This window comes from Rhodoferax sp. PAMC 29310, assembly GCF_017948265.1.
Lineage (GTDB): Bacteria > Pseudomonadota > Gammaproteobacteria > Burkholderiales > Burkholderiaceae_C > Rhodoferax.
In genome coordinates this window covers 2,273,805-2,293,020 of record NZ_CP072852.1, presented here as the reverse complement: position 1 = coordinate 2,293,020, position 19,216 = coordinate 2,273,805, and the positions used below count along the sequence as shown (strand labels likewise).

The following is a 19,216-nucleotide window of genomic DNA, read 5'->3' as shown; positions in this document are numbered from 1 at the left end:
ATAAGTTTGTTTTGTTATGCCGGAATTACCAGAAGTTGAAGTTACTCGGTTGAGTTTTGTCGAGCGCATCGCCGGGGCTTCTGTGCAAGCGGCGCGCCTGGGCAAGCCACTGCGATGGGCTTTGGGGTGCACGCCTGAGTCTTTAGTTGGGAAAAACGTGCTGACCGTGCGGCGCCGGGGCAAGTACCTTCTACTTGATTTCGACCATGGCGTGCTGATATTGCATTTGGGGATGTCAGGGAGCCTGAGATTTGAGCCAGACCTGCCGGCGCCAGGTAAGCATGATCATTTCGATCTCGTAACGAGTCGTGGCACGCTTCGACTTCACGATCCCCGGCGGTTTGGGGCCGTCGTATATGCCAATTCGGATGATCATCCGACCGCAACCAGGCTACTGGGTCGCTTGGGTGTTGAGCCGCTTTCTGATAAATTTGATCTCGCTGTCTTTCATGCCGGGTTGAAAGAGCGTCGGGCGCCGATCAAGCAAGTCTTGCTGACGGGGGATTTGGTCGTTGGCGTGGGCAATATATATGCGTCGGAGGCCTTGTTTCTGGCGGGCATCAGGCCAACGGTACGCGCAACGAAATTGAGCGGCCCTCGAGCAAAGAAACTACATCAGGCGATTCGCGATGTGTTGTTTCGTGCAGTAGATTTAGGCGGCAGTACCCTGCGCGACTTCTCGAGCGCAAAGGGGGAAAGTGGCTATTTCCAACTCGAAGCCATGGTGTATGGGAGAGCAGATCAGCCGTGCCGGACTTGTCAATCTACGATCAAAGTGATTCGTCAAGGGCAGAGGGCTACGTTTTACTGCCCTGTTTGTCAAAAAACCTGAGTGCCTTCAAGGGTGGCAATGCTATATTGAGTGACTGACTCCGGAGGATACTTGCAGACTTCATTCAATGACCGATTTGACCAACACGGCGCGTGGCGGCGTGACTTTGCCCTGCGCTTAAAGCTGTTGGGCGAATGGATGAAGGATCACGATTTGGTGGATTCCGCGCTAGAGGAGCGCTTGCAACGGCTGGAGACGCAGGTTCGATCCGACAAGGTGATGGTGGCATTTGTTGCCGAGTTCTCCCGCGGAAAGTCAGAGCTGATCAATGCGATATTTTTTGCCGGATATGGTCGGCGGATCATGCCTGCTGCCGCAGGGCGAACGACCATGTGTCCAACGGAATTGGGTTACGACGCCAATGTGCCGCCTAGTTTGCGCCTGCTGCCAATTGAAACCCGCCTAAGACCGCAGTCACTGATGGAGTGGCGAATGGTTCCCGAGAAGTGGACTCGCATCGACCTGGATGTGAATGATCCCAAACGATTGGCGATTGCGCTCGAGAAAGTGGCTGAAACACGACGAGTTACGCCTGAAGAAGCTCGATTGCTGGGTTTTTGGAATGGTCAGGCGCCTGAAGAGAACCCCCCCTTGGATTCACGTGGATTAGCTGAAATCCCGATGTGGCGTCATGCGCTGATCAACATCGCGCATCCGTTGCTAAAGCAGGGCTTGGTCATTTTGGATACACCGGGCCTTAATGCCATTGGCGCCGAGCCCGAGTTGACAGTGAGCTTGATACCTCAGGCGCAAGCCATCGTCTTCCTATTAGGGGCGGACACAGGGGTCACCAAATCTGATCTTGCAATTTGGCGAGAGCACTTGATAGGTGACGGCCATGATGAAAGCACTCGGCTGGTTGTGTTGAATAAAATTGATACGCTTTGGGATGCCCTAAGTACAACCGCACAGGTGCAGGATCAAATTGACCGACAGCAAAGTGCAACTGCTGAGATTCTTGGCATTCACAAAGCGCAAGTTATTCCAGTTTCGGCGCACAAAGGGTTGTTGGCAAAAGTAACCAACGACACTGACTTGCTCAAACGAAGTGCACTTTCCGAACTGGAAGAGGCCTTGAGCCAAGGGGTATTAGGTCAGCGGCGAAAGATTTTGGGTGCCGCCGTGTCCACGGCCTTGGTGGAACTTCGGTCCGAGGCCGCACGAATGGTTCATATCCGACGGCGTGACCTGTCCGAGCAAACGGCGGAACTAAGAGAGCTTCAAAGCAAAAACTCGCCGGTCATCAAAAACATGCGCTCGCGTATCTCCCAAGAACAAACAGAGTTTGATTTGGGCGGGGTGAAAATTCATGCCGTGCGTTCGGTTCATTTGAAGCTGTTGCGCGAAGTTTTCAAGCTGATGGGACCCGTTTCTCTCAAAGTTGAAATGAGCCAACTCACGGCAACCCTGCAGAAAAAAGGTATCAAGTTTGGGGTGAAGCGAGCCTATGGCGAGACATTTGATCAGCTGCGAGGGAGTTTGACGCGCGTGCAGGCTGTAAGTGCCGAAATCCAAACGATGTTGGCCGCCACATTTCGTCAGTTGAATTCAGAGTACGGGTTTTCTTTGCTGGCTCCGGCGATGCCGGAGATGAAGCGCTACCTTCATGCACTGGATCAGGTCGAACAAAGTCATTTGAAGTTTCTCAGTGTCACCAACGCGTTTCGATTGGCACAGCCTGAGTTTTCCGCTCGTTTGGTACGCGCGCTGTCGACGAGAATTCGAGTGGTTCACGAAGCGATTCTGGGGGATATCGAGTTGTGGAGCAAATCCGCTACCGCGCAACTCGACGCGCAACTGCGAGAGCGCCGCCGCAACTTCAGTCGGCGCCTCGAGGCAATTGATCGCATTCAGCAAGCTTCAGGTGGGCTCAATGAACGGATTGCGGAAATTGAGGCGCAGGGTACAGCGTTGCATCAGTTGGAGTCCAAACTCGGGGAGTTGACCGGATACGTCGTCAATGCCCTTGATTTGGCTGAGGCAGACAGTTCACGAGTGTCGGTGCCTGTTTGACCCAGCAGCACAGTCAGTTGGGCTTCGCCATACGGGTTGTGGCATGGCAAAAAGAGTTCGGGCGCAACGATCTGCCTTGGCAAAATACGCGGGACCCCTATCGGGTCTGGCTGTCAGAAATCATGCTTCAGCAAACCCAAGTAGTCACTGTTCTGGGTTATTTCTCGCGTTTCTTGGCCCGATTTCCGAATGTATCTGCTCTGGCGGCAGCGTCACAGGACGATGTTTTGGCCTTATGGAGCGGGCTTGGCTATTACAGCCGCGCTCGAAACTTGCACCAATGTGCAATTGATGTTGAAACGATTCATGGCGGGACCTTTCCCCTGTCAACGGATGAGTTGGAATCGCTGCCCGGGATTGGCCGCTCAACCGCCGCGGCAATTGCCTCGCTGTGCTACGGGCATCGCGTGGCGATTTTGGATGGAAACGTTAAACGGGTTCTAACCCGGATGCTTGGCTTTTCTCATGACTTGGCGCGTTCCGCCAACGAGAAATTGCTTTGGAGCGAGGCAACGTCGCTGCTGCCAAAGACTGATCTTTTTGCTGCGATGCCGCGCTACACCCAAGGCGTGATGGATTTGGGTGCGACTGTTTGCACAACAAAGAACCCGAAGTGCAGCGAGTGCCCCGTCGCTCCTCTGTGTGCGGCCGAGAAAACAGGAGAGCCCGAAAGGTATCCCGTCAAGACGCGCAAAATTAAACGCAGCGCTCAATCAATATGGATTTTGCTTGCCATGAAAAGTGATGGCGCTGTGCTTTTGAGTAAACGCCCAACACCAGGTGTATGGGCGGGACTGTACTGTGCACCTCTGTACGCGGATCGGGCTTCACTGGAAGCGGCTGTGCCCCAAGAGGTGCGTGCCGAGTTGATCGATGGCCCTGTATTTACCCACGTTTTGACCCACAAAGATCTCTATTTGCACCCTGTGTCGCTGGTCACTTCAACTGACTTGGTAGAGATTGCCGAAGGAGGGTGGTTTGGGCCTGATGAATGGCCTCGCCTAGGCTTGCCAGCTCCCATTCGTCGACTCCTCACAACCGTTTGATCGGCTCCCCTGTGAGGGCGTCGAGTTCACGGTGGCGTTTGAGAGTTGCCCATTTGCCTTCGTACAAGACGACGAGGCGCTCAACCAAAAAAACAGAGCGATGCTGGCCACCTGTGCAGCCAATGGCCACGGTGACATAACTTCGATGGTCGTTGGCGAGTGCGTCCAGCCAGTGATTCAGGAAGGTTTGAATGTGATCCAGCATTTGCAGCACCGGCGGCTGAGCATTCAAATACTCTGCGACTGGCGCATCAATCCCTGTGAGATGACGAAGTTCCGGCTCGTAATGGGGATTGGGAAGCATGCGGACGTCAAAGAGGTAGTCAGCATCGCCAGGGGCGCCGTGCTTGAACGCAAATGACTTGAAGATCAGCGTCAATTGACCCGCTGGGGAATTGACAAAGGACTTGATGTCTCGTTGAAGTTGCGCAGGTCGACTGAAGCTGGTGTCAATCAAGTGGGAGTTTTCTCGAATTTCAGAGAGAAGTTCACGCTCTAGTTCGATGGCATCCACAAGGACACGACGCATATCTGGTGAAGATGGGTCCTGCGCCATATGAGACAGAGGATGTTTTCGACGGGTCTCTGAATACCGTCTGACCAACGTCCCCGTCGTTGCATCCAAGAATACAAGTTTGACTGATATACCCTGTTTTCTCAGTGCTGCCAGTTGTTCGGGCAGGATGGGCAGGGACGTGGCGGTCCGGACATCCATCGCAATGGCGACGCGGCTGGTTTTTTGCTCTCTCTCCAGTTCAATCAGCGAAAGAAGCAATTCAGGCGGGAGATTGTCAACACAGAAGTAACCTGCGTCCTCCAGGGCGTTGAGAGCGACTGACTTTCCGGACCCAGACATGCCGGTGATCAATACAATTTCTAGCTGCTGTTCGATTTGGGGCATGGCGTTACGGTCTCAATTGCAGCATTTCTCTTGCATGGGCTTGAGAGGTGCCAGACAGTCGCTCACCTCCCAGCATGCGTGCAACCTCGGCAACACGAACTTCACCTGTGACCTCAGAGACAAAACTCAGGGTCGACTCGCCCTGCAGGCGTTTGGATACCAGCCAATGGTGATCTGCGCATGCTGCAACCTGCGGAAGATGCGTAACGGCCAATACTTGTCGATCAACTCCCAACTGCTTCATCAGGCGACCTACAGTCTCTGCGACGGCGCCGCCAATGCCGGCATCAACTTCATCAAAAATAAGAGTTTGGGCGGTGCCGAGTTGGCTGGTTGTCACGGCAATTGCTAGCGCGATTCGCGACAACTCTCCCCCTGACGCGACCTTGTTCACGGGTTTTGGCGTACTACCGGCGTGACCTGCGACAAGAAAACTGACTTCATCAAGCCCACTTGCCATCGGTTGTGCAGTGTTTTGCAATTTGACCTCAAACTGCCCGCCTTGCATGCCTAAGTCTTGCATGGCATTGCTCACGGCGCGAGCGAGTCGTGGCGCCGCTTTGTGGCGGGCCTTGGAAACCCGGTTAGCCTCAGTGACAAAAGCGGAGCTTGCAGTCGATTCAGCCTTTTGAAGAACAGAAAGATTGGTGGCTTCATCCAGATCTTGAAGGGCTTTTGACCAAGACAATTGAAGGTCTGGAAGTTCTGCTGGCGCCCGCTTATAGCGCCTTGCCAATGAAACCCAGAGCGCAATTCGTTCGTCCAGGGCGCTCAGTCGATCCGGGTCCAAGTCAACATTTCGCAAATAACCACGCAGTGAGTGAACGGTGTCCTCAACCTGTGCCAGTGCTGACTCCAAGAGGGATGCAAGATCTTTGTAAATTGGCTCCAGATGTTCTTGCTGCTGAAGTTGTTGGTGGGCGAGGTGCAGGCGTTGAAGTGCGCTGCTGTCGTCGTCGTCCAGCGCTTGGCTGGCTGATTGAGCCGCGTCAATCAGCGTTTGCGCATTGGAAAGTCGAGCGTGCTCAGTGTTCAGGGATTCCCACTCCTGTGGCTGAGGTGCCAGCTTGCTGAGCTCGCCAATCTGCCACATCAGCCGCTCTCGCTCAATTTGCATAGAGTCCTGAGCCGCAGTAGCTTGTGAAAGCTGTCCTTGGGCGAGGCGCCATTTGTGCCACAAATTAACAAGATCCGATGTGGTTATCTGCCCGTATGCGTCCAAGAGCGCGCGAATTGACTCCGGCTCAGTCAGGCTTTGCCAGGCGTGTTGACCATGAATGTCCAGCAACTGTTGGCCAATTTCACGTAACTGGGTCGCTGTCGCTGGGCTGCCATTAATCCATGCCCGACTTTTGCCTTGACTGTCGACGGTGCGGCGCAGCAGCAATACGCCGGCGGACTCAAAGCCAAATTGTGCAAGCCATGTCACCGTGGTCGAATTGACGTCGAACTCAGCGCTTACATCGGCTCGGTTAGTGCCCTCGCGAATGACGCCGATATCCGCCCTGCCACCGGTGACCAGTTGCAGTGCATCGATGAGGATCGATTTTCCAGCGCCCGTTTCCCCGGTCAGCACCGTGAATCCGGTATCCAGGTCCAGATCAAGTTCGTTAACAATGACGAAATCACGCAGAACAATACGTCGCAAGCTCACGGTGCAGTCACTCCTTCATTCCAATGCAGTTTTTGACGCAAGGTGTCAAAGTACGACCAACCCTTCGGGTGAAGAAAGCGAACAGAATGCTCCGACCGCTTGATCACAATACGGTCACCTTGCATCAATGATGCGATGGACTGCATGTCAAAGCTTGCGCCAGCATCACGACCAGCTACCATTTCTATCGCAATTTCTGTGGCATTTGAAATAACGATAGGGCGATTCGACAGCGTGTGCGGCGCTATGGGGGCAAGCACCCAACCAGGGATGGACGGGTGTAGCAACGGGCCGCCGGCTGATAGTGAGTAAGCCGTGGATCCCGTCGGCGTGGCGATGATGAGTCCGTCCGCTCGCTGATTGGCAACAAAATGGCCATCCACCTCAACGCGCAACTCAACCATGCCCGATGTGGCGCCACGATTGATTACAACGTCATTCATCGCCAGTGCGTCAAAAACACTGTGTCCATCTCGGACGACCTTGCCATGAATCAAGCTTCGATGCTCTTCCTCAAACTCTCCCTGAAGCATGGGACCTAGAGTCGCTGCAAAGCCATCAAACCGAATATCTGTGATGAACCCAAGGCGTCCTTGATTCACCCCAATGAGGGGGACGCCAAAACAGGCCAGCTGGCGTCCAATGGCCAACATCGTGCCGTCGCCACCCACAACCAGACCCAAATCACATTGGGTGCCAATGGTCGCCACACTCATTGTGGGGTAACCAGAGATGCCCATATTGCGGGCGGTGTCGTGTTCGAACACGACCTCGCAGCCTTTGGAATGCAGGAAGTGTGCAATATCTTCCAGTGCTTGGCGAGACGAAGCCCCGGTAGCACCAGACGATAACGTTTGGTATTTGCCGATTAGGGCAACTTGCCTGAAATTCGAGTTCATCATCAAATTACATCACTAAAATGACTTCATGCTGGATGACCGTGCCAAGTTGTTGTTGAAAGCGCTGGTTGAGCGCTATATTGCCGATGGCCAGCCGGTGGGATCACGCACGCTGTCCAAGGCGTCTGGCTTGGAGTTGTCCCCAGCCACCATCCGCAATGTCATGTCCGACCTTGAGGAGCTCGGGCTAATCGTCAGCCCCCATACGTCAGCGGGGCGCATTCCAACTGCACGTGGATATCGGTTATTCGTCGATACGATGTTAACGGTCAAGCAAGGTCAATACGGACTGCACAGCTTGGCGCCCGATCAGCCGCAAAAAGTGTTGTCAAACGCGGCCAACTTGCTATCAAGTCTCTCCCAGTTTGTGGGGGTGGTTGTCGCCCCTCGGCGCTCGTCGGTTTTTCGGCATATTGAGTTCTTAAGGCTGTCCGAGCGTCGAATGCTGGTCATCATCGTGTCCCCGGAGGGTGATGTTCAAAACCGAGTCATTTTTACGGCGGTCGATTATTCGCAGTCTCAGTTGGTAGAGGCCGCCAACTATTTGAATACCAACTATGTTGGGCTCGCCATCGAGCAGGTGCGGGAGCGATTGAAGAATGAAGTTGAGTCGCTTCGCTCGGAAATTGCCAGCTTGATGCAGGCTGCCGTTGCGGTGAGTTCAGAAGCTATTTCGGATACCCAAGACGACGTTGTGATCTCGGGTGAGAGGAATTTGTTGTCGGTGACAGATTTTTCTCATGACATGGGGCATCTTCGGCGTGCGTTTGAGCTTTTTGAGCAAAAAGCTCAATTGATGCGATTGCTGGAAGTGGCGGGCCAAGCGGAAGGCGTTCGTATTTTCATTGGAGGCGAGAGTCAGGTCGTTCCATTTGAAGATCTGTCCATTGTCAGTTCACCTTACGAAGTTGATGGCCGAGTCGTGGGCACGCTGGGCGTGATTGGGCCAACCCGCATGGCGTATGACCGAATGATTCAAATTGTGGACATCACCTCAAAATTGGTTAGCAATGCGCTGAGCCACCACAAATAGGCCATTACAATCAAACCTCGGTTGGGGCGTTAGCTCAGTTGGTTAGAGCAGAGGACTCATAATCCTTTGGTCGAGTGTTCAAGTCACTCACGCCCTACCAAATTCAGTGTTATAATTTATTTCTAGGCGGCTGTAGCTCAGTTGGATAGAGTACTTGGCTACGAACCAAGGGGTCGTGGGTTCAATTCCTGCCAGCCGCACCAAAAAGACAAGGGTCTGCATTGAAAAATGCAGACCCTTTTTCTTTTGTCCTTCCTGGATTGATCTCAGCGACGAGCAACTGCTTTCATTTGCGCTTCTGGGAGCAAAAAAAATGGTTTGTGCCGTTTCTTGAACTCCAAAGACAATACGAGAATGAATAAATCATTCACAAAGGAGCGCGACGGCGACGAAGACGATGAGCTGCGCCTACCTGCCATTCCCGCTGGCGCCAAAAATTACATCACGCCAACAGGCCACGCCCGTATTCGGGTGGAGTTGCTTGACCTCATCGACAACCAGCGCCCCCGTGTGGTGGAGGCTGTCTACTGGGCTGCCAGCAATGGAGATCGCTCAGAAAATGGTGACTATATCTACGGGAAAAAGCGACTGCGTGAAATTGACCGGCGAATTCGATTCCTGACCAAACGCCTGGAGGTCATGGAGGTGATCAACCCGGCACTTCATTACGGGGCTGAGCAAATATTTTTTGGTGCCACAGTGACCTACCTTCAGGGTGATGAACTCGAGCGGACTGTTACCATTTTGGGGATTGATGAAGCTGATAGTGCTCAAGGACAGGTCAGTTGGGTCTCCCCAATTGCCAGAACGCTGTTGAAAAATCGGCAAGGTGACGTGCTTCAACTTGTCACCCCTGTTGGCGTTGTTGAAATCGAGGTCGTCAGCGTTGACTACCCCTCTTCCTGAGATTCAGTCACCAGCTAGGTAATTTTCGCCCGTTGTGCCTTGAGGACTGAGGGTGTGCGCCTGAGGTTGCGAAGCGCCACCTCCAACTGGGCCAGATTGTGAACAGAGATTACAAAGCGCAAGTCAGAAGCTTCATGGGTTGACTCGTCTTCCATGGTGATGTGCGTGATGTCTGCCTCGGATGCGGCGACTGCGGCGGCGACTCGGGCCAACACGCCTTTGCCGTTGATCACCGTGACTCTCACGCCTGTCTCGAATGCACGCATCGGCTCATCTGACCACTCCACGCCGATGAACCTTTCACTGTCTTTGTGAAGCAGTTTTCTTGCGACACTGCAGTCATGGGCGTGCACCATCAGACCTTCTCCACGACCCAGATAGCCGACGATGCTGTCCCCGGGAATCGGCCGACAGCAGCGCGCAAACTGAACCGATGCACTTTCACTTCCATCGAGCACAACGCTGCCTTGGGAAATTGAGTCGTGTGCTGTAAAGCGTTCGCGACTTAGCAACAGGGCATCTGGGCGCTCTCCGTTGTCGGCCAGCAAGGTTAGTAGTCGTTTGGCGACGATGCCTGCGATTCGTTTTCCCAGCCCAATATCCGTTAATAGCTCGGCACGAGTCTTGTTGCCGCTAAACCGGAGAAGCCGGTCCCAAATCCCTGCATATTCTGGAGACTCGTCCGGCAACTTTTTGATGCCTTCGGCACGAAGCGCCTGAGATAGCATTTTTTCGCCCAGCGCCTCCGATTCAGCCTGCGCCAAAGTCTTCAGGTGATGTCGAATTTTGGAGCGAGCCCTGGCAGTGCGAACAAAGCTGAGCCAAGTAGGATTGGGTGTGGATACCGGGGCTGTGTCAATTTCAATCACATCGCCATTGCGCAGTTCGGTACGCAGTGGAACTTGCTCCCCATTGATCCGAGCCCCCAGTGTTCGATCGCCAACATCGCTGTGAATCGCATAAGCGAAATCAACAACAGTGGCACCCCTGGGCAGAGCCAGAACCTGACTCTTTGGCGTCAGGACGTAGACGGCGTCAGGGAACAGGTCGACTTTGACGTGGTCCCAAAATTCGGCGGCATCACGGGTTTCGTGTTGAATATCGAGCAGCGACTGAAGCCACTTAGACCCCAACCGCTCTGCACTAGAGGCATCTTGTGGGTTGTTGACTTTGTACAGCCAATGAGCCGCCACACCAGACTCGGCAACGATATGCATCGCCTCGGTCCGCATCTGGAACTCAACATTGACACCAGAAGGTCCAACCAGCGTGGTGTGAAGAGATTGATAGCCATTGAGCTTGCCGAGGGCGATATGGTCCTTGAATTTTCCGGGGACGGGCTTGTACATTTGATGCAACAAGCCCAGTGCGGTGTAGCAGTCAATGATTTCTGGAACGATGACTCGGAATCCATAAATATCGGTCACTTGGGCAAAGCTCAAGTTTTTTTCGTCCATCTTGGTGTAGATAGAGTGCAGGGTTTTTTCGCGACCTGCAATTTTTACCGACATTCCAAAAGTCGTAAACGCGGCTTCAAGTTCTGCTTGCACCTTGTGGATCAGGTCCCGGCGCCGACTACGGGCTTTGGCTACGGCTTTGGAGAGGATGGCGTGTCGCCACGGGCGAAGATGGCAGAAAGCCAAATCCTGCAATTCTCGATAGGTTTGATTCAGGCCCAGTCTGTGTGCAATCGGAGCGTAAATATCAAGTGTTTCCGAGGCAATCCGCCCCCATTTGGCTCGGGGCGATGCCGAGAGGGTGCGCATATTGTGGGTACGATCAGCCAGTTTGATCAAAATCACCCGCACGTCGCGGGCCATGGCCAACAGCATTTTGCGAAACGACTCTGCCTGATTCTCTTCGCGCGTGTTGAAGTGAAGTTTGTCCAGCTTCGTCAAACCATCCACCAATTCAGCCACGGGAGATCCAAAATGCTCGATCAACTCAGCTTTGGTGATACTGCAGTCCTCCATGGCGTCGTGCAGTAGTGCGGCCATGAGCGCTTGCGCATCGAGTTTCCATTCGGCGCATTGCACGGCCACCGCAATGGGGTGGGTGATGTAGGGTTCGCCACTGTTCCTAAGTTGCCCTAGGTGGGCCTCGTCAGCAAAACGATAGGCAAGTCGAACTTGCTCTAAATCCACGGGAGACAGGTAGTCAAGGAGGGCTGTCAAGCCCGCAAAACTTGCGGCTTCTGCATTCGCTGCGGCCGGGTTTGGCGTCACGACAGAGTGCCGAACTGCTCCACCTGATGCGGGTTCGGCGGATTGGTGTTGAAGTGCTTTGCCCATGGTTCGAATATAGCGTGATGATCCGGTTTTGCTGTTTGCCAATAAAAAAAGCACCTCGGAAGGTGCTCTTTTTACAGTTGGGACTGTTAGAGGGGGACTTTTTTCAGCATTTCCAATCCAACCTTGCCAGCGGCAATTTCTCGCAGCGCAGTCACAGCTGGTTTGTTTTTGCTCTCGACCTTGGCGGTGTGCCCTTGGCTGAGCATGCGTGCCCGGTAAGTGGCGGCAAGTACCAGTTGAAAGCGGTTGGGAATCTGCTGAAGGCAGTCTTCTACAGTAATACGAGCCATGAAAGTCTCCAAAAAAACCAGGGGCGCACTCAGGGGATGTGCAATGCGGTGAATGTCTCTGCTCTGGCGCGGCGCTGCGCAGAGAATTTAAGCCGTTGAGAATGAACGATTGCTTTTAAGTCAAAAAGCGCACGGTCAAATAACTCGTTGATTATAACGAAGTCAAATTTACTGACTTGAGCAACCTCAATGGCTGCGTTTTTCATACGCAATTCAATCACTGCGCCTGCATCTTCGCCGCGGCGTTCCAGCCGAGAGCGCAACTCATCCCAGCTTGGCGGGAGAATGAACACGCTGATGGCATTGGCAAAGATGTGTTTGATCTGCACTGCGCCTTGAAAGTCAATTTCAAGTATTACATCAGCGCCCTGTTCCATGCGATCTTGGATCGCCTTTTTCGAAGTGCCGTATCGGTGGCTGTGAACGTTTGCCCATTCCGCGAAGGCATCAGCCTTGACCATGGCGTCGAATTCCTGCTCCGACACAAAGAAGTAATCTCGTCCGTGTTTCTCTTGACCGCGCGGCGCGCGGGTCGTGTGGGAAACGGAGAGCTGTATGTGCGAGTCGAGTTCAAGCAATGCCTTGACCAAGCTTGATTTGCCAGCGCCACTAGGGGCTGCGACGACGAATAGGTTTCCGGGATAGTCCATTTGAGGAAAAGTGCAGTGGTTGTCGAGAACCCCTTATTCTATGTTTTGCACCTGTTCCCTCATTTGCTCGATCAAAACCTTCATATCGACTGAAATATGCGTCAATTCAAGCGCGGCAGACTTGGAGCCCATGGTGTTGGCCTCACGGTGCAGTTCCTGAATCAGGAAATCAAGGCGTTTCCCGATTTCGCCGCCTTTTGTGATCAGCCGTTCCAGTTCATCCAAGTGAGAGTCGATGCGCGTGATCTCCTCTGCCACATCAATGCGAATGGCAAATGCAGTGGCTTCTGCCAGTGCGCGGTCTCGCGCGGCTTCCGGCAATGTCGCACCGTTGGTCAGTGCCATGGCCTCTTGCCAGCGGTCCAGAAACCGTTGCCGTTGCTGTGCCACCAGTTGAGGAATCAGGGGTACTGACTTCGCCGCAAGAGCGCGAAGTTGAGAGATTCGGTCCATGAGCATCACCGCCAGCCTCGAACCCTCGCGTTCTCGTGCGGAAATAAGTGCGTCAACCGCTGTTTGGGCAAGTGGAAGAATATGCTCTTCCCAGCCCTTTGAGCCTGCGGACTCATTCGACGACAGGCGCAGTACGTCCGCGACGCTCAAAGGCCCGGCTTCTGGAAGCCAGACTCTGACAGAGTCTTGGAGTGCGTTGAGGCGTTGGAGCAAGCGGGAAGATGGGTCAGACACCACGCTCTGACCGCCGCTCTCAATGGCGGCCCGCACCTCCACTTTTCCCCGTTTGAGTTGGCGCACCAACTGCTCGCGAAGCGCTGGCTCGTGCTGTCGAAGTTCTTCAGGCAGTTTGAAGGAAAGGTCCAAAAACCGGCTGTTGACGGACCGGATTTCCAAACCCAGCCGACTGGTTGCGCTGGCTTTGGCATCGGTGTCGGAACCCGAACTGGCTGTGCTGTGCTGTGCACTGGCATAGCCAGTCATGCTGTAAACTGGCATCGCTACTCTTTGATCAATGGAATGAGCTTGAGAATAACCGGGTTCAAGCAATATAGGTCTATGTGCAACCGAAAAATATGTCCAAGGTCAAACCTGCCTCGCTTCCCCCAGATACCTCTCTTGGGGGGTACCGTGTATTGAGAAAAGTGGCCGCCGGCGGGTTCGGCGTTGTTTATTTGGCGGTGGATGCCGAAGGGCAGCAGGTAGCAATCAAAGAGTACTTGCCATCCTCGTTGGCCAGTCGGGCACCTGGTGAGCTTTGTCCTCAGGTTCAACCTGAGAAGCTTTCCCTGTATCGCCTGGGGCTCAAGAGTTTCTTTGAAGAAGGCCGTTCACTGGCCCAGATCTCGCACCCCTCGGTGGTCAGCGTGATGAACTTTTTCAGAGAAAACGAAACCGTTTACATGGTGATGAACTATTTGGAGGGCGCTTCGCTTCAGGACTTCATCATTACTGCGCGCGACCTCAAGCAGGCCAAAGTTTTCAGGGAGTCGACCATTCTTTCCCTGTTTGACGAAATCTTGAGAGGGCTGCGAATTGTTCATCAGCACAAGATGCTGCATCTGGACATCAAGCCCGCCAATATTTTCATCACAGACGACAATAAATCAGTTCTGATTGACTTTGGCGCGGCGCGTGAAGTGCTGAGTAAAGAAGGTAATTTCATCCGCCCGATGTACACCCCTGGCTTTGCGGCGCCCGAAATGTACCGGCGAGACGCGTCCATGGGTCCTTGGACTGACATCTACGCAATTGGTGCGTGCATTTACGCCTGTATGCAGGGTTTCCCGCCGAACGAGGCGCCGCAGCGACTTGAAAACGACCGAATTGCGGTTGCCTTGGCCCGGTTGCGGGGGACTTATTCAGACAATTTAATCGAGGTGGTCGAGTGGTGCATGTCCATTGATCCTCTGTCACGCCCTCAATCGGTTTTTTCGCTGCAGAAAGAGTTGGGTCGAGAAGGCGAGCGTCGCTACACCAAACTCAGCGTCGCTGAAAAAATGCGCTTGCAGTTTGACACCATCGTGTCTGACACCCGAAAGAACGTTCAGAAAGCCACTGGCTTGGGAGGAAAGGATAAATGAAGTTCTCGGTGTTCCAAGTCAGCCGCAAAGGCGGTCGGCAAAAAAACGAGGATCGCATGGGTTATTGCTACACGCGATCTTCGGCCATCTTTTTGTTGGCTGATGGTATGGGCGGGCATCCGCAAGGTGAGGTCGCAGCCCAGCTGGCCATTCAAACCATTTCCAGCCTGTTTCAACGGGAGGCACAACCGGTCGTCGAAGATGTGGCCGCGTTTCTGGACTCCGCCGCACTAACGGCACACCGTCAAATACTGCGGTATGCCGTCGAGAAGGGGATGTCTGACATGCCCCGTACGACAGTGGTGGTTGCATTGGTTCAAGAAGGCACGGTCACCTGGATGCATTGTGGTGATTCCCGCCTGTACCACGTACGTCAGGACGAGTTGATGAGTCGTACGCGGGACCATTCATACCGCGAGCAACAACATATGGCACCGCCCATGCTCAAGATGAGCAACAGCGTCAATCGCAATGTGCTGTTCACCTGCCTTGGATCTCCTGCCAGTCCAGTGATCGAAATCGCGGGCCCCTTTGTTCTGCAGCAAGGTGACAAGGTGATGCTGTGTTCCGACGGGCTGTGGGACGGACTCAGCGAGGATGACATCGTTTATCACTTGGGACACAAAGCGGTGGGCGAGTCGGTCCCCGACTTGGTTGAGAAGGCCCTGCGCGTGGGCGGGGCGACCAGCGACAACGTGACTGCGATTGCGTTTGAATGGGAGACACCCGACGACGCGGCCTTGACGGATGACCGTGTGTCAACTGACAGTATCAGCAATGGTGTTTTTGCTTCCACGGTCCAATTAGGCTACCCAGATTCGGACATGGATGACCTGGACGATGCCGCGATTGAGCGCTCTATTTCCGAAATCAACGAGGCAATTCGTCGTTCTGCCGCCAAAAGAGGTTGACGCCTCGGCTGGGGCCTGTTTTTGACTGAAATCTATCCATGACTGAATTTTTGAGAGCGGACTCGCGGGCTACCGATGCCCTGCGCAAAGTAACCATCACCCGCCGCTACACCATGCATGCCGAGGGATCCGTGCTAATTGAGTTCGGTCAAACGAAGGTGCTGTGTACCGCGTCAGTGGCGGAGAAAGTGCCCAGTCATAAAAAGGGCAGCGGTGAGGGATGGGTCACGGCGGAATACGGCATGTTGCCGCGAGCCACACACACTCGCAATGACCGGGAGGCCGCGCGTGGCAAGCAAAGTGGACGCACACAAGAGATTCAGCGCCTCATTGGCCGCTCCTTGCGCGCTGTATTTGACTTAACCTTGCTTGGCGAGCGAACGATCCATCTGGACTGCGATGTGATACAGGCCGACGGTGGCACCCGAACCGCAGCCATCACTGGCGCTTTTGTGGCGGCGCAAGACGCGGTGACCGGCTTGCTGGCACAAGGAAAACTGACGGCGAACCCAATCAGGGACCATGTCGCAGCCATCTCGGTGGGCATTGTTCAGGGCACGCCCCTGCTTGACCTGGCCTACACCGAAGACTCTGAATGCGACACCGACATGAACGTGGTCATGACTGGGGCAGGGCATTTCATTGAAGTCCAGGGTACAGCCGAAGGACTTGCCTTCACGCGCGCTGAAATGGACGCGCTGCTGATGTTGGCTGAAAAGGGCATTGGGGAGCTGGTGAGTTTGCAGAAAACGTCGCTATTCAATGTATAGCTGTCTACGCTTTCCCAATATGCGCAAAGAGGGTATTTGATGAAAATTGTTCTGGCCTCCAATAATCAGGGCAAGCTGGCTGAACTGCACGCCATGTTGGCGCCTCTGGGCCTGGAGTTGATCTCTCAAGGGGTGCTCAATATTTCGGAGGCGGCGGAGCCCTTCAAAACCTTTGTGGAGAACGCGCTCGCCAAGGCGCGCCATGCGGCGCAAGCCAGCGGCATGCCAGCGCTTGCCGATGATGCCGGCTTGTGTGTGGATGCGTTTGGAGGTTTGCCAGGCGTCGACACGGCTTATTACGCGACCCAATTTGGTTTGGAGAAAAGTGACAGCAATAGCGTACGCGCCTTGCTGGAGCAAATGAAGGATATCGACAATCGGCGCGCCGCCTTGGTGAGTACGCTGGTGGCCGTGCGCTCTGCGCAAGACCCCGAGCCGCTGATCGCTGTCGGCCGAGTGGTGGGGGAAATTACGCGGGAACCCAGAGGGGAGAATGGCTTCGGCTTTGACCCCGTCATGTACATCCCCGCTTTTGACAAAACCTTTGCTCAATTGCCCATTGAGGTCAAAAATGCCAACAGTCACCGGGGGCAGGCCGCGCGCGCCATGGTGACCTTGATGCGTGATCGCTGGCTGTCGACCTGAGCGGGCAGCGCATGATTCCCATCATTCCATCGACGGACGCTGAAGTCGCTCAAGCCTCAGTACAACGGGATGTGCAGCACTACATGCGGCCAGGCACCCTGCAGTTGGCGGCCTTGCCGCCGCTAGCGCTTTACATCCATCTGCCTTGGTGTATCAAGAAGTGCCCCTATTGCGACTTCAATTCCCATGAAATGCGAGCAGCAGAGCTGCCCGAACAACGTTATATCGACGCCGTGATGGCCGACCTGGAAGCTGCGCTGCCGTTGGTCTGGGGGCGCACCGTTCACAGTATCTTCATTGGTGGTGGCACGCCCAGTCTGTTTTCACCGGATGCGATTGATAGGCTGCTGGGTGGAGTCCGCGCCCGACTTCGGCTGGAGCCAGATTGCGAAATTACGCTGGAGGCGAATCCAGGCACATTCGAGAAAGATCGCTTCAAGGCCTTTCGAGGTGCTGGCGTTACCCGCTTGTCTGTGGGAGTGCAAAGTTTCAATGACGACAATTTGAAGGCGCTGGGTCGAGTGCATGACCGGGCCCAAGCCTTGGCAGCGGTGGAGGAGGCTGCGCAGGCGTTTGACACGTTCAATTTGGACATCATGTATGCGCTGCCCGGCCAGTCGATGGACGACCTCAAGCAGGACATGGCCACGGCACTGGCGCTGTCGCCCCCCCACATTTCGATTTACCACCTCACGATCGAGCCCAATACGTATTTCGCCAAATTTCCTCCGGTTATTCCAGAGGAAGACACCGCCTACGACATGCTGGACCTCATCACGGACATGACGGGCGCGGCCGGTTTGCACCGCTATGAAGTGTCCGCCTATGCCCGCGATGGTCACCGCTGCCTTCACAACCTCAACTATTGGCAGTTTGGCGACTACCTTGGTTTGGGCGCTGGCGCCCACAGCAAGCTGAGTTTTGCGCATCGGGTGGTCCGGCAAGTGCGCTTTCGCGAGCCCCGCCTCTACATGGAGAAGGCGCTCGCGGGAAACTGTCTTGCCCAGGACGAAGAGATCAGCCGCGCCGATTTGCCATTTGAGTACATGCTGAACGCTTTGCGCTTGAAAGACGGGTTCGGTTTGCAGCAATTTTCAGAGCGCACTGGCCTGGCCATTACCGCCATTCAAAAAGGTCTGGAAGAGGCCGAGCGCAAAGGTCTGATTGAGCGTGACTTTGCCCGCGTCAAGCCCAGCTTGCGTGGGTTCGACTTTCTGAACGACCTGCAATCCTTGTTCCTGCCGCCTTCCTTATAGGGCGATTAGGGTATTTGGTGGCCCACCGCTATAGTCTTTAGATTAAACGGAGGTGCGAATCATGTACTTTGTCTACGGCATTGGTGGTCGTGTCTTCAGAGGCTCAATCGAACAATTGCGACAAATAGGCGGCGTCAATGCCATTACGCGTGCGCGTGCCATTCAAGCGACCGGACGGGAAGGCAGTGATCCGCAATCCGGGGCTGCAGACCCCGCATTCGCCCTCAATGTGCCGTCAGCGTCGGTCGATCAAAACCATCGAAGCGCGCTGGCTGCTTATGCAGAAACCCAAAAGGTAGAGCATCTCCCTCAACCTCTGCGTCGAGTGGACGAGCTAATGACTCGGGCGGTGACCACCTTGGCGGATTCTGCAACCGTGTTGGAGGCATGGCACACGTTGGCAGAAAAAAAGCTGGGTCAAGCGCCTGTTGTCAACGATGCCGGCACATTGGTCGGATTGTTGTCGCGTGCAGACTTGATGCAGCCGGAGCGGCTGCCTGACCCCGACAGCCACGCACTGGTTTGGCAAGCGCTGCTGGCTCAAAATGTGAAAGACTTAATGTGGACTCCGGTGCCCGGTGTCGCGCCGGGTGAGGATATCCGGCGCGTGGCAAGTGTCTTGCTGGACACCGGTTTACCCGGACTCCCCGTGGTGGATGAAGACGGCTTGGTGCAAGGCTTTATTTCAAGATCTGACATCTTGCGCGCTGTGGTCACGCCGCCACCGCTGGATCTCTGGGGTTAGCCGGGCGGTTTTCGTTTGTCTCCCAAAGGCTCCAGATCAGCGGGGATTGTTTCGTCAAAAGCGTCTGGCGCTGATTTCGGCTTGCTTTTAGGTGCTGCCAAATCTTCAAACAGGCCCCACGCCGTGTCTGTGTCCAGTTCAGTTGCTTCAGCGACCGGAATAGGGTCTCCCGCTGAATAGGGATGACTCGTGCGCTGTTTGTCCGCCGTTGGGGGTTTTTTCTGAGGGTCCGATTGGCTCATGATTGCCTGCCTCCATCTAAATTTTGGTTTCTTTGACTGCGATTGGGTACAAAAATGCGATTGTTCACATTGTTGTTCGTTTGCGCGTCGTTCCTA

General features: G+C 54.5%; 19 protein-coding genes and 2 tRNA genes. 13 read left to right on the top strand and 8 right to left on the bottom strand.

The features are described 5' to 3' along the window. Nucleotides 1-16 precede the first annotated feature (16 nt). Genes mutM through mutY form a run of 3 tightly spaced genes read left to right on the top strand, consistent with a single transcriptional unit; the run spans nucleotide 17 to nucleotide 3,891 of the window. On the top strand, nucleotides 17-832 hold the full coding sequence (gene mutM, locus J8G15_RS10450) for a bifunctional DNA-formamidopyrimidine glycosylase/DNA-(apurinic or apyrimidinic site) lyase (protein WP_210547398.1): 816 nt from the start codon (nucleotides 17-19) through the stop codon (nucleotides 830-832). A gap of 51 nt (nucleotides 833-883) precedes the next feature. Beyond that, on the top strand, nucleotides 884-2,845 hold the full coding sequence (locus J8G15_RS10445; RefSeq protein ID WP_210547397.1) for a dynamin family protein: 1,962 nt from the start codon (nucleotides 884-886) through the stop codon (nucleotides 2,843-2,845). Beyond that, on the top strand, nucleotides 2,842-3,891 hold the full coding sequence (gene mutY / locus J8G15_RS10440; protein ID WP_210547396.1) for an A/G-specific adenine glycosylase: 1,050 nt from the start codon (nucleotides 2,842-2,844) through the stop codon (nucleotides 3,889-3,891). The genes J8G15_RS10445 and mutY overlap by 4 nt, the downstream gene beginning before the upstream one ends. Here mutY and rapZ read toward each other — a convergent pair. From rapZ to J8G15_RS10425, 3 genes are read right to left on the bottom strand one after another with little or no spacing between them, the layout of a single operon-like run. Continuing rightward, nucleotides 3,878-4,792: an RNase adapter RapZ gene (gene rapZ, locus J8G15_RS10435; RefSeq protein WP_210547395.1), complete on the bottom strand. Its 915-nt coding sequence runs from the start codon at nucleotides 4,790-4,792 to the stop codon at nucleotides 3,878-3,880. The genes mutY and rapZ overlap by 14 nt on opposite strands. A 4-nt stretch (nucleotides 4,793-4,796) precedes the next feature. Further along, nucleotides 4,797-6,446: a DNA repair protein RecN gene (gene recN / locus J8G15_RS10430; protein ID WP_210547394.1), complete on the bottom strand. Its 1,650-nt coding sequence runs from the start codon at nucleotides 6,444-6,446 to the stop codon at nucleotides 4,797-4,799. Further along, a complete protein-coding gene (locus J8G15_RS10425) occupies nucleotides 6,443-7,345 on the bottom strand; it encodes an NAD kinase (protein WP_210547542.1) in 903 nt (300 codons plus the stop codon). The genes recN and J8G15_RS10425 overlap by 4 nt, the downstream gene beginning before the upstream one ends. A 28-nt stretch (nucleotides 7,346-7,373) precedes the next feature. On the opposite strand from J8G15_RS10425, the gene hrcA reads away from it, so the two are divergent. The 4 genes from hrcA to greB all read left to right on the top strand — a co-directional run bounded on the left by hrcA (nucleotide 7,374) and on the right by greB (nucleotide 9,284). Further along, nucleotides 7,374-8,378 carry a heat-inducible transcriptional repressor HrcA gene (hrcA, locus tag J8G15_RS10420; protein WP_210547393.1) on the top strand — a complete coding sequence of 335 codons (1,005 nt, stop codon included), beginning with the start codon at nucleotides 7,374-7,376 and terminating at the stop codon, nucleotides 8,376-8,378. A 23-nt stretch (nucleotides 8,379-8,401) separates the two neighbouring features. After that, nucleotides 8,402-8,478 (top strand) — tRNA-Ile (locus J8G15_RS10415). 26 nt (nucleotides 8,479-8,504) lie between these two features. Next, a tRNA-Arg gene (locus J8G15_RS10410) sits at nucleotides 8,505-8,581 on the top strand. A 151-nt stretch (nucleotides 8,582-8,732) separates the two neighbouring features. Continuing rightward, nucleotides 8,733-9,284, top strand: a complete 552-nt coding sequence (greB, locus tag J8G15_RS10405; protein WP_210547392.1) for a transcription elongation factor GreB — start codon at nucleotides 8,733-8,735, stop codon at nucleotides 9,282-9,284. A 14-nt stretch (nucleotides 9,285-9,298) separates the two neighbouring features. Here greB and J8G15_RS10400 read toward each other — a convergent pair whose 3' ends face one another. From J8G15_RS10400 to J8G15_RS10385, 4 genes are all read right to left on the bottom strand, one after another. Further along, a complete protein-coding gene (locus tag J8G15_RS10400; protein ID WP_210547391.1) occupies nucleotides 9,299-11,575 on the bottom strand; it encodes a bifunctional (p)ppGpp synthetase/guanosine-3',5'-bis(diphosphate) 3'-pyrophosphohydrolase in 2,277 nt (758 codons plus the stop codon). An 86-nt stretch (nucleotides 11,576-11,661) separates the two neighbouring features. Beyond that, complete coding sequence (rpoZ, locus tag J8G15_RS10395) at nucleotides 11,662-11,865, bottom strand: DNA-directed RNA polymerase subunit omega (RefSeq protein ID WP_210547390.1); 204 nt, start codon at nucleotides 11,863-11,865, stop codon at nucleotides 11,662-11,664. Nucleotides 11,866-11,894: 29 nt separating this feature from the next. Beyond that, complete coding sequence (gene gmk / locus J8G15_RS10390) at nucleotides 11,895-12,515, bottom strand: guanylate kinase (RefSeq protein ID WP_210547389.1); 621 nt, start codon at nucleotides 12,513-12,515, stop codon at nucleotides 11,895-11,897. A gap of 33 nt (nucleotides 12,516-12,548) precedes the next feature. Beyond that, the gene (locus tag J8G15_RS10385) at nucleotides 12,549-13,466 is read right to left on the bottom strand and encodes a YicC/YloC family endoribonuclease (protein ID WP_210547388.1); all 918 of its coding nucleotides are present in this window, start codon (nucleotides 13,464-13,466) and stop codon (nucleotides 12,549-12,551) included. A gap of 77 nt (nucleotides 13,467-13,543) precedes the next feature. On the opposite strand from J8G15_RS10385, the gene J8G15_RS10380 reads away from it, so the two are divergent. The 6 genes from J8G15_RS10380 to J8G15_RS10355 all read left to right on the top strand — a co-directional run bounded on the left by J8G15_RS10380 (nucleotide 13,544) and on the right by J8G15_RS10355 (nucleotide 18,878). Next, entirely contained in the window at nucleotides 13,544-14,551 is a 1,008-nt protein-coding gene (locus J8G15_RS10380) for a serine/threonine-protein kinase (RefSeq protein ID WP_210547387.1), read from the top strand. Next, nucleotides 14,548-15,462, top strand: coding sequence for a PP2C family serine/threonine-protein phosphatase (locus J8G15_RS10375; protein WP_210547386.1), 915 nt, complete (start codon nucleotides 14,548-14,550; stop codon nucleotides 15,460-15,462). Before J8G15_RS10380 ends, J8G15_RS10375 begins: the two co-directional genes overlap by 4 nt. 38 nt (nucleotides 15,463-15,500) lie before the next feature. After that, complete coding sequence (gene rph / locus J8G15_RS10370; RefSeq protein WP_304621861.1) at nucleotides 15,501-16,232, top strand: ribonuclease PH; 732 nt, start codon at nucleotides 15,501-15,503, stop codon at nucleotides 16,230-16,232. 39 nt (nucleotides 16,233-16,271) lie between these two features. Continuing rightward, complete coding sequence (gene rdgB / locus J8G15_RS10365; RefSeq protein WP_210547385.1) at nucleotides 16,272-16,877, top strand: RdgB/HAM1 family non-canonical purine NTP pyrophosphatase; 606 nt, start codon at nucleotides 16,272-16,274, stop codon at nucleotides 16,875-16,877. An 11-nt stretch (nucleotides 16,878-16,888) separates the two neighbouring features. Continuing rightward, nucleotides 16,889-18,133, top strand: coding sequence for a radical SAM family heme chaperone HemW (gene hemW / locus J8G15_RS10360; protein WP_210547384.1), 1,245 nt, complete (start codon nucleotides 16,889-16,891; stop codon nucleotides 18,131-18,133). 61 nt (nucleotides 18,134-18,194) lie between these two features. Continuing rightward, nucleotides 18,195-18,878 carry an HPP family protein gene (locus tag J8G15_RS10355; protein WP_210547383.1) on the top strand — a complete coding sequence of 228 codons (684 nt, stop codon included), beginning with the start codon at nucleotides 18,195-18,197 and terminating at the stop codon, nucleotides 18,876-18,878. Here the strand turns inward: J8G15_RS10355 and J8G15_RS10350 are convergent. Continuing rightward, nucleotides 18,875-19,120 (bottom strand): hypothetical protein, encoded by a 246-nt coding sequence (locus tag J8G15_RS10350; RefSeq protein WP_210547382.1) that lies wholly within the window; start codon nucleotides 19,118-19,120, stop codon nucleotides 18,875-18,877. The genes J8G15_RS10355 and J8G15_RS10350 overlap by 4 nt on opposite strands. Nucleotides 19,121-19,216 lie beyond the last annotated feature (96 nt).